Below are 9,103 nucleotides of genomic sequence, written 5' to 3' on the forward strand. Positions count from 1 at the left end.
GCATGAGCAGGCTGCGCATCGGGATCGTCGGGCTCGGCATGGCCGTGACGCCCCATGCCCGGGGCCTCGTCGATCTGCAGGACGAGATCGAGGTCGTCGGCGCCTACAGCCCGAGCGCCGAACGGCGCGCGGCCTTCGGCGCGCGCTTCCCCTTCCCGCTCTGCGACGATCTCGACGCCCTGCTGGCGGACGAAAGCGTCGAGGCGATGCTGGTGCTGACGCCGGCCAACACGCATCTCGACATCGACCGGCGCTGCGCCCAAGCGGGCAAGCATGTCCTGCTGGAAAAGCCGCTGGAGATCACCACCGCCCGGGCCCAGGAACTGGTCGCAATCTGTCGCGCCGCCGGTGTCACGCTCGGCATCGTGCTGCAGCATCGCTTCAAGCCGGCGGCGATGGCGCTGGCGGATCATCTCACGTCCGGCCGCATGGGCGAGATCGTCGGCTGCTCGACCGTGATCCGGCTCTGGCGGCCACAATCCTATTACGACGAGCCCGGACGGGGCAGCTTCGCGCGCGATGGCGGCGGCGTGCTGCTCTCGCAGGGCATCCATACGCTCGACCTGATGCTGAGCCTGGCCGGCCCCATCACCGAAGTCAGTGGCCATGCCCTGACCAGCCCGGTCCATCGCATGGAAACCGAGGACATGGTCTGCGCGGCCGTGCGCTTCGCCCATGGCGCGGTTGGCACCATCGATGCGACGACGGCCGCCTATCCCGGCTTCCCGGAGCGGATCGAGCTGATCTGCCGCCATGCGACGGCCTCGCTGGTCGGGACCGCGCTCGACATCGCCTGGCATGACGGCACGCGCACCGTGATCGAGGCCGACAAGAGCGCCGGCGGCACGGGCGCCGACCCGATGGCGTTTCCCCATGATTACCATCGCGCGGTGATGGCCGATTTCGCCGAGGCCCTCCGGCAGAAGCGTCCGCCCCGGATCACCGGAGAGGACGCGCTGCGGGTCCACCGCCTGATCGATGCGCTGATCGCCGCCGGGCAAAGCTCCGGCCGCGTTACCGTGGCCACGGGCTGAGGACGGGAAGCATGCTGCGTTTCGCCGCCATCGGTCTCGACCACCGGCACATCTACCATATGGTCGCCGAGCTGATCGCGGCCGGGGCGGACTGCGCCGGCTACTGCCCGCAGACGTCGGACCCGCGCGTGCTCGAAGGCTTTCGCGAGCGCTTTCCGGATCTGCTGCCGCTGGAGCGCGAGCGCCTGCTCGACGACCCCGCGATCGACATCATCTGCTGCGCGGCGATTCCGCGCGACCGGGCCGGCATCGCCATCCAGGCGATGCGCAACGGCAAGGACGTCATGGCCGACAAGCCCGGGCTGACGACGGCAGCGCAACTCGCCGATGTGATGGATTGCGTCGCGCAGACGGGGCGGATCTTCTCGATCTGCTTTTCAGAGCGCTTTATCGTGCGCGCTTCCGAGATCGCCGCGAAACTAGTGGCGGAGGGCGCCATCGGCGAGGTCGTCAACACCGTCGGTCTGGGGCCGCACCGGCTGAACCGCGCCATCCGCCCGGCCTGGTTCTTCGATCGCGCAGCCTTTGGCGGCATCCTGATCGACATCGCCTCGCACCAGATCGATCAGTTCCTGTTCTACAGCGGCGCGGCCGACGCGCAGATCGTCGCCAGCACCACCGCCAATCATGCGGTCCCCGATGTCCCCGACTTCTCCGATTTCGGCGAGATCTTGCTGCGCAGCGAGAAGGCCACCGGCTATATCCGCGTCGACTGGTTCACGCCCGACAGCCTGCCGACCTGGGGCGACGGGCGGCTGACGTTGCTCGGCACGAAGGGCTTCATCGAGCTGCGCAAATATCTCGACATCGCCGGCCGCCCAGGCACGGACCATGTCTTCCTGTCCAACCATGAAGGCACGCGCCATATCGACGCCAGCACCGAGCCGCTGACCTATTTCAGCCGCTTCCTCGCCGATGTCCGGGACCGGACGCAGACGGCGACGAGCCAGACTCATGTCTTCGCCGTGACCCGGCTATCCCTGGAGGCCGAGGCTGCGGCCGTGCGGCGCGGCTGAACCGGTCCGGATCAGATCACGGCGGGAGCACCGCGCTGCCGATCCTTGGACGGTCGATGCGCCTCGCCACCCAGGGACGAGGCGCCAAGGCTTGCGTCAGATCTTCAGCTTCAGGAAGGCGCCGATCGTACCGTTCCAGGTCGTCACGCACTCCGCCCCGCAACGACCGGCGAAGGCGGGCAGGATGACCTTGGTCAGCGCATCCTTGCGCAGCGCCTCGTCCTCCGGCGTCACCGGCACGAGCTTCATGGCGGCGGGCGCTCCCTCGCTGCAGGCCTTGCCGGTGTTGCAGTCGAGGCCGGTCTGGGTCTCGGTCTTGGCCTGGTCGAAGATCGAATCCTCGAGCTTGCGCAGATGGGTGGTCAGGAAGGCCTGCACCTTCGGATCGAGCGTGTTCCACCATTTCAGATTGGCGAGCTGGGCGGAGAGGCCGAAATTGATCGGCATCGGCGAGATGAACTTCGCGCTCTCATGCCATTTCGAGCGATAGCCGGAGAGCGCGCCGGTGATGGCGCAGTCGATCACGCCGCTGGCCAGCGCCGGCTGGACCTCGGCGAAGGCGAGGTTGATCGGCGAGCCGCCGATATGGCTGACGAAGGCCTGCTGCGAGGCGCCCGACGCGCGGACCTTGCGGCCCTTGAGGTCGGCCACCTTGGTGAAGGCGTCGCGGCAATAGATCACCTGCGCCTGATAGGTGCCGAAGCCGAGCAGCTTGAGCCCGTGCTTCTCCTCGAGGAACTTCGCATAGGTCGGGCGGAAGACGTCGACGACCTTCTGCAGCTCCTCGACCGAGCCGACGAGACCGACGAGGTCGGTGGCTTCGTTCATCGGGACCTCGCCCGAATTGTAGTTCAGCACCGTGGTGGCGAATTGCAGCGTCCCGGCCGAGACCAGGCGGAAGATCTCGGGCCCCTTGAAGCCGAGCTCGGTGAAGGGCTTGACCTGCACCTTGATGGCGCCGCCGGATTCCTTCGGCACCGTCTCGTTCCAGAACGGAACCTCGCGGTTGGTGTACATCGACAGATTGCCGATGCTGCCGACGGCGTTGAAGCTCGTCGCGGGCAGGCCCTGGGCCTGGGCGGCTCCATTGAGGAGGACAGCGGCAAGGGCGGCGATCGGGACCAGGCGTTTCATCGCAAGCTTCTCCTCTTTCGGGTGGGTTCTGGCGGCCTCAGCCGCCGGCTTTGGGATTGAGAACGGTCGGCAGCCACAGCGCCAGCTGCGGAAAGGCGATCAGGATCGCGATCATCACCAGCATTGCCAGCACGAAGGGCAACGCGCCGATGCAGAGATCCATGAAGTTGCCTTTCCCGCGCACGGCCTGGACGACATAGAGGTTGAGGCCGACCGGGGGCGTGATCAGCGCCGCCTCCATCAGGATGACGAAGATGATGCCCCACCAGACCGGGCTGTAGCCGAGCGCCGTGATCACGGGCACGACGACCGGTGTCGTCGCGATCATCATCGACAGCGTCTCCATGAAGCAGCCGAGGATCAGGTAGAACACCACGATCGCGACGAGCATGCCGAGCGGCGGCCAGCCCAGCGCCAGGACGAGATCGGTGATCGCCTTCACCAGCCCGATCGAGACCATCACGAAGTTGAGGAAGAAGGCGGCGATGACGATCAGCATCACCATGCAGGTCGTCCGCACCGTGCCCTCGAAGGCCCGCAGCAGCACCGGCAAGGTCAGCTGGCGGTTGGCCGCAACGAGCAGGAGCGTCGCCATCAGGCCGAGCGCGGCGGCCTCCGTCGGCGTGGCGATGCCCGCATAGATCGAGCCGACGACGACGAGGAACAGCCCCAGCGGCGGGATGAGATGGCGCAGGCCCGCGACGCGCAGGCGCCAGAGATCGCCGGTGTCGACCTTCGGTCCGGCCCAGTCGGGCCTGTAGAGGGCAAGCCCCAGCACCATCAGCGAAAACAGCCCCGCCAGCAGGAAACCGGGGATGAAGCCCGCCGCATAGAGATCCGCCACCGAGGTGTCGGTCAGCACGGCGTAGATGATCATGTTGATCGAGGGCGGGATCAGGATGCCGAGCGTGCCCCCGGCTGCGATCGAGCCGAGGAAGAGCGGCCGGTTGTAGCCGCCCTTGTCCATGTTCGGGATCGCGACCGTGCCGATCGTCGCCGCCGTCGCCACCGACGAGCCCGACGTCGCGGCGAAGATCGCGCTCGCGGCGATGTTGGTGTGGATCAGCCTTCCGGGCACGCGGGCGAACCAGGGCGAGAGCGCGGTGAACAGCCGCTCGCTCATGCCCGAGCGGTGCATCAGCTCGCCCATCATGATGAACATCGGGGCGGCGATCAGGATGAAGTCGTTGGACGAGTTCCAGGCCAGTTCGCCGACGGCGCCGGTCATCGGGAAGAAGGCGTAGTTGGCCTGCAGCACATAGGCCATGAGCGCGAGCGAGGCGGCGACGGGGATGCTCAGTCCGACCAGCGCGACGAGCAGGGACAGTGCGGTCCCGATCACGAGCGCGACTCCGCGCCGGCGGCCGGGTTCTCGACGCCGGACTGCTCGATCTCCTCGGTCACCCGCAGCGAGCCGATCAGCGCGTCGAAGCCGGCCCGGTCACGCGCGATCAGCCGGCCGATCGCCTGGATCGGGATCAGCACGGCCATGCAGGCGAACCAGACCAGGCCGACGCACCAGATCCCCTGCGGGATCACCATCGGCGTCTGCAGCTGCGACACCGACTTGGCGTTCAGGGCCCAGGATTGGGCCAGCGTGCCCCAGGCGAACCAGGCCAGCGCCACGGCAATCAAAGCGAGCGCCAGCGAGGCGATGATGTCGCAGATGATGCGAACCTTGGCGGGCAGCACGCCGAGCAGGATGTCGACGCGGATATTGGCCTTGGAGGTGACCGTGAAGGCCAGCCCCAGCCCGATACAGGCCGCCAGCGCATAGCCCGAGATCTCGAAGCTCTCGACCATGCCGCGCTTGAACAGATAGCGCGTTATCACGTCGATGGTGATGAGGAAGCTGCAGCCGACCAGCACGATCGCGCCCGCGGCCCAGGCCAGGATGCGCGAGATGCGCTGCGGCAGCGGCTCGTCGGGGAGAAGGCGGGAGAGGTCGCTCATGGACACGCCGGGCTGCGCGGGCGGGTTGTCGTCGTCATCAAGGCCGGTCTCCGGGCGCCCGCTGCGCATCACGTCGCATGTGACCACGCGTCAGGCCTGCCATGCAATAGTCCCGCCAGCACGGCGCGCCGGTCACGAGACGTAGCCATCGGCCCTGTCGGCGGCGATGGCCGCGGGATCGCGCTCGCGGGGGTCGCCATGGCCGCCGCCGCCCGGCGTCTCCATGCGCACGATGTCGCCGGCCTTCAGCACGCAGCCGATCGTCTTGGCCGCCAGTTCCGTGACTTTGCCGTCGCGGATCAGGCTAAGGCGTCCGCCCCGCCCCGGCTCGCCGCCGGCCAGCCCGTAAGGCTGAGAGTCAAAGGCGTCGAAGGAGGCGTTGAGCAGGCCGTGCTCCGCGATGAAGCGCCATTCGCGCACCAGTCCGAGCCCGCCGCGCATCCGCCCCGCGCCGCCCGAACTGGGCAGGAAACCGTAATGCGTGAAGCGCAGCGGGAAGATCGCCTCGATCATCTCGATCGGCGTGTTCTGGCCGTTGTGGAAGCCGGCCGAGAGGCCCGAGGGCCCGTCGGCTTCGGGGTGGCCGCCCCAGCCGCCGATCTCGGCGTCGAAATAGACCTGCCGGCGACCGTCGGCATGGCGGATGTTGACCGCGTGGTTGAAGGTCACGCCGTAATAGGAGGCGGGAATGCGCTCGGGGATCGCCTGCGCGAAGGCTTTCAGCACCGCGGTCGCGATCCGGTGGCCGGTCAGCATGCGCATCGAAACCGGCGCGGGGAATTGGGCGCTGACGAGAAGCCCGTCGGGCGCGCTGACGGTGATCGGGCGGTAGCAGCCGGAATTGGCGGTCGCCTCGATGCCGGACGCCGCGATCACGGCGTAATAAACCGCCGAGCGGGTCGTCGCCATCGTCGCGTTGATCGGCCCGCGCGCCTGGGGCGAGGAGCCCTCGAAGTCGACGGTGAGACGGTCGCCCGCGATCGTGAGCCGCACCGCGATGCGCTTCTGACCCTCGTCCATGCCGTCACCGTCGACGAAATCCTCCGCCTCGTAGACGCCGTCGGGCAGCGCGGTCAAAGCGGCGCGCATCGCCGTTTCGGAATGGTCGAGCAGGGCCTGCCCGACCTCGCGCAGCGTCTCGACGCCATAGCGTGCCGCGAGCTGCCGCATCGCCCGCGCGCCCACCTCGAGCGCCGCGATCTGGCTGAGGAAATCGCCGCGAAAGGTCTCGGGCTCGCGCACATTCTGCAGGATCGTGGCGAAGAGATCGTCCTGCATCTCGCCCTCGCGGACGATCTTCACCGGCGGCAGCCGCAGGCCTTCCTGGAAGATCTCGACGGCATGGGCGTTGTAGCCACCGGCCGCGCCGCCGCCGACATCGACATGGTGGATGAGGACGCAGGTGATGGCGATCCGCCGCCCCTCGACGAAGACCGGCTTGAAGGCGAGGAAATCCGGCAGATGCTGGCCGCCGCAATAGGGATCGTTGGTGACGATGACATCGCCCTCGCGCCAGCGTTCCAGCGGCAGATGCCGGGCGATGATCTCCTGCAGGCAGAGCTCCATCGAATTGAGATGGACCGGCATGCGTGCCGCCTGGGCGATGTTGCGGCCCTCCCCGTCGAACACCGCAGTCGAATAGTCGAGCAGCTCGCGCACGGTGGTCGAGCGGCTGGTGCGCCAGACCGTGATCGACATCTCCTCGGCCGCCGAGACCAGCGCATGCGAGACGATTTCGAGGAGGACGGGGTCGACCCTGGACACGACCTGGCTTTCGACCTGGCTCATGACTGCGCCTCCCGGGTCGCAACGAGATCGCCCGAGGGCCTGACGGCGAGCCGCCAGTCCGCGGGGATGATCAGCGTGGTGTAGGCCTGCTCGACGATCGCGGGCCCCTCGACGCTCGCGCCCGCTCCGAGCGCGGCCTGCTCGTAGACCGGGGCGCTTGTCCAGCCACCGCCGAGATGGACCGCGCGCTCGCGCCGCGCCGCCGGTGCGCTTGCTGCCGGCGCCTGGGCGCTCGCCGTGCCGCCGAGAAGGCCGACCGCCGCCAGCCGCATCGTCACGAGCTCCACCGTCTCGTCGGGATCGTCGAAGGAGAAGCGCTGGCGGTGCGCCTCGTGGAAGCGCCCGCAGAGCCGCGCGAGCGCCGCATCGTCCTGCGGCACCTCCTCCAGCGGCACCAGCAGCTCGAAGGCCTGGCCGCGATAGCGCAGATCGGCCGCGAGTTCGAGGCGGCGCTGGGCGGCCGAAAGGCCATCGGCCGCCAGCAGCGCCTCACCCTCGGCGAGCAGTTCGTCGGCGAGCGCGGCGAAAGCCGGCGCGGCGCCGGTCTTAAGCGGCAGGACGCGGGTGCGCGCGAGATCGTGGACGATGTCGGACTGCAGGATGCCATGGGCCGAGAAGGTCGAAGGGTCCTTTGGGAAGATCACCGTGGTCATGCTGAGTTCTGCGGCGACTTCGACAGCGTGCAGTCCCCCCGCCCCGCCGAAGGACATCAGCGCGAAATCGCGCGGATCGAGCCCGCGCTCGAACAGCGAAAGCTTGATCGCGCCGGCGAGCTTGGCGACGACGACGGCGAGGATGCCGGCCGCGGCGCGATCCCGGTCGAGCCCGAGCGGGCCGGCGATGCGGGTGTCCAGCGCCTGGCGGGCGCCGTCGAGATCGAGCGCGAATTCGCCGCCGAGGAAGGTTACGGGGTCGAGCCGCCCGAGGATCAGGTTGACGTCGGTGACGGTCGGCTCGGTGCCGCCACGGCCATAGCAGACCGGGCCGGGCCTGGCGCCGGCGCTGCGCGGACCGACCTGGAGGCGCCCCGAAGCGTCGAGCGAGGCGATCGAGCCGCCGCCGGCACCGATCGTGCGCATGTCGACCATCGGCACGCGCACCGGCAGGCCGTCGATGTCGCCCTGCGCGACGACGGCGCGGCGGCCGTCGCGAATGACGGCAACGTCATAGCTCGTGCCGCCCATGTCGACGCCGACGACATTCGGAAAACCGAGCTGGCGTGCGACGCCCTCGGCCGCCAGCACGCCGCCGGACGGCCCCGAGAGCAGGAGCTTGACCGGCGCCTCGCCGGCCGCGCGCGGCGTGGTCGCCCCGCCATTGGACTGCACGAGATAGAGCGGCGCGGTCAGCCCCTCGGCGGCGATCCGCGCCAGCAGCGCGTCGATATAGCGCCGCACCACCGGGATCAGCAGCGCGTTGAGCACCGTCGTCGAGGTCCGCTCGAATTCGCGGATCTCGGGCGAGACCTCGTGCGAGCAGGACACCGCCAGATCCGGCAGCCGCGTCAGCAGGCGGTCGCGGATCGCGATCTCATGGGCGGGGTTGGTGAACCCGTTGAGCAGCGCCACTGCGCAGACGCTGGCGCCCGAGGCGGCGACGCGGTCGATCGCCGCCTCGACACTGGTCTCGTCGAGCGCGGTCAGCACCTCGCCGGCGGGCCCGACGCGCTCGACCACGCCGAAGCGGCGCCGCCGCGGCACCAGAACGGCCGGCGGCTCCGGCTTCAGACGGTAGATCTCCTTGCGGGCGTGACGGCCGATCTCCAGCACGTCCTCGAAGCCCGCCGTCGTGATCAGCGCGCCCTCGGGCAGGTTGCGCGTCAGCACCGCATTGGTCGCGATCGTGGTGCCGTGCATCAGAAGGCCGACATCGGCCAGAGCGAAGCCGAAGCGCGCGGCCGCGCCCTTGATCGCGTTCATCAGTCCGAGCGAGGGATCGTCCGGCGTCGTCGGCGATTTGAAGCTCTGGGTCGTGCCGTCGGCCTCGTCGACGCATTCGAGGTCCGTGAAGGTTCCGCCGATGTCGACGGCGATGCGGATCCGCTTGGCTTGCATGAAAATCCGGGATCCGAGCTTGGGCGTGGCGAAGGCGTGGCCGTCACGATGCGACGACGAGCGGGCGGAAGTCTACAGCGCCCCGATGCAAACCTCATGCTGGCGTGGTGCCGACCGGACCAGT

The 9,103-nt window shown here is 68.8% G+C and carries 7 protein-coding genes; 2 read left to right on the forward strand and 5 right to left on the reverse strand.

The window, feature by feature from the left end:
• Positions 1-2: 2 nt before the first annotated feature.
• Together Q8M82_RS21445 and Q8M82_RS21450 are read left to right on the forward strand one after the other, a co-directional pair.
• Positions 3-1,034: a Gfo/Idh/MocA family protein gene (locus Q8M82_RS21445; protein ID WP_305693325.1), complete on the forward strand. Its 1,032-nt coding sequence runs from the start codon at positions 3-5 to the stop codon at positions 1,032-1,034.
• An 11-nt stretch (positions 1,035-1,045) separates the two neighbouring features.
• Positions 1,046-2,050 (forward strand): Gfo/Idh/MocA family protein, encoded by a 1,005-nt coding sequence (locus Q8M82_RS21450; protein ID WP_305693326.1) that lies wholly within the window; start codon positions 1,046-1,048, stop codon positions 2,048-2,050.
• A gap of 96 nt (positions 2,051-2,146) precedes the next feature.
• On the opposite strand, the gene Q8M82_RS21455 is transcribed toward Q8M82_RS21450, so the two are convergent.
• The 5 genes from Q8M82_RS21455 to Q8M82_RS21475 form a co-directional block, all read right to left on the reverse strand.
• Complete coding sequence (locus tag Q8M82_RS21455; protein ID WP_305693327.1) at positions 2,147-3,184, reverse strand: TRAP transporter substrate-binding protein; 1,038 nt, start codon at positions 3,182-3,184, stop codon at positions 2,147-2,149.
• Between the two features lie 37 nt (positions 3,185-3,221).
• Positions 3,222-4,526, reverse strand: coding sequence for a TRAP transporter large permease (locus tag Q8M82_RS21460; RefSeq protein ID WP_305693328.1), 1,305 nt, complete (start codon positions 4,524-4,526; stop codon positions 3,222-3,224).
• Complete coding sequence (locus Q8M82_RS21465; protein ID WP_305693329.1) at positions 4,523-5,137, reverse strand: TRAP transporter small permease subunit; 615 nt, start codon at positions 5,135-5,137, stop codon at positions 4,523-4,525. The genes Q8M82_RS21460 and Q8M82_RS21465 overlap by 4 nt, the downstream gene beginning before the upstream one ends.
• Before the next feature lie 132 nt (positions 5,138-5,269).
• Positions 5,270-6,925, reverse strand: coding sequence for a hydantoinase B/oxoprolinase family protein (locus tag Q8M82_RS21470; RefSeq protein WP_305693330.1), 1,656 nt, complete (start codon positions 6,923-6,925; stop codon positions 5,270-5,272).
• Complete coding sequence (locus Q8M82_RS21475) at positions 6,922-8,979, reverse strand: hydantoinase/oxoprolinase family protein (protein WP_305693331.1); 2,058 nt, start codon at positions 8,977-8,979, stop codon at positions 6,922-6,924. Before Q8M82_RS21475 ends, Q8M82_RS21470 begins: the two co-directional genes overlap by 4 nt.
• Positions 8,980-9,103 lie beyond the last annotated feature (124 nt).

Origin of the sequence: Allobosea sp. (assembly GCF_030694325.1) — a bacterium.
In the GTDB taxonomy this organism is placed as follows: Bacteria; Pseudomonadota; Alphaproteobacteria; order Rhizobiales; family Beijerinckiaceae; genus Allobosea.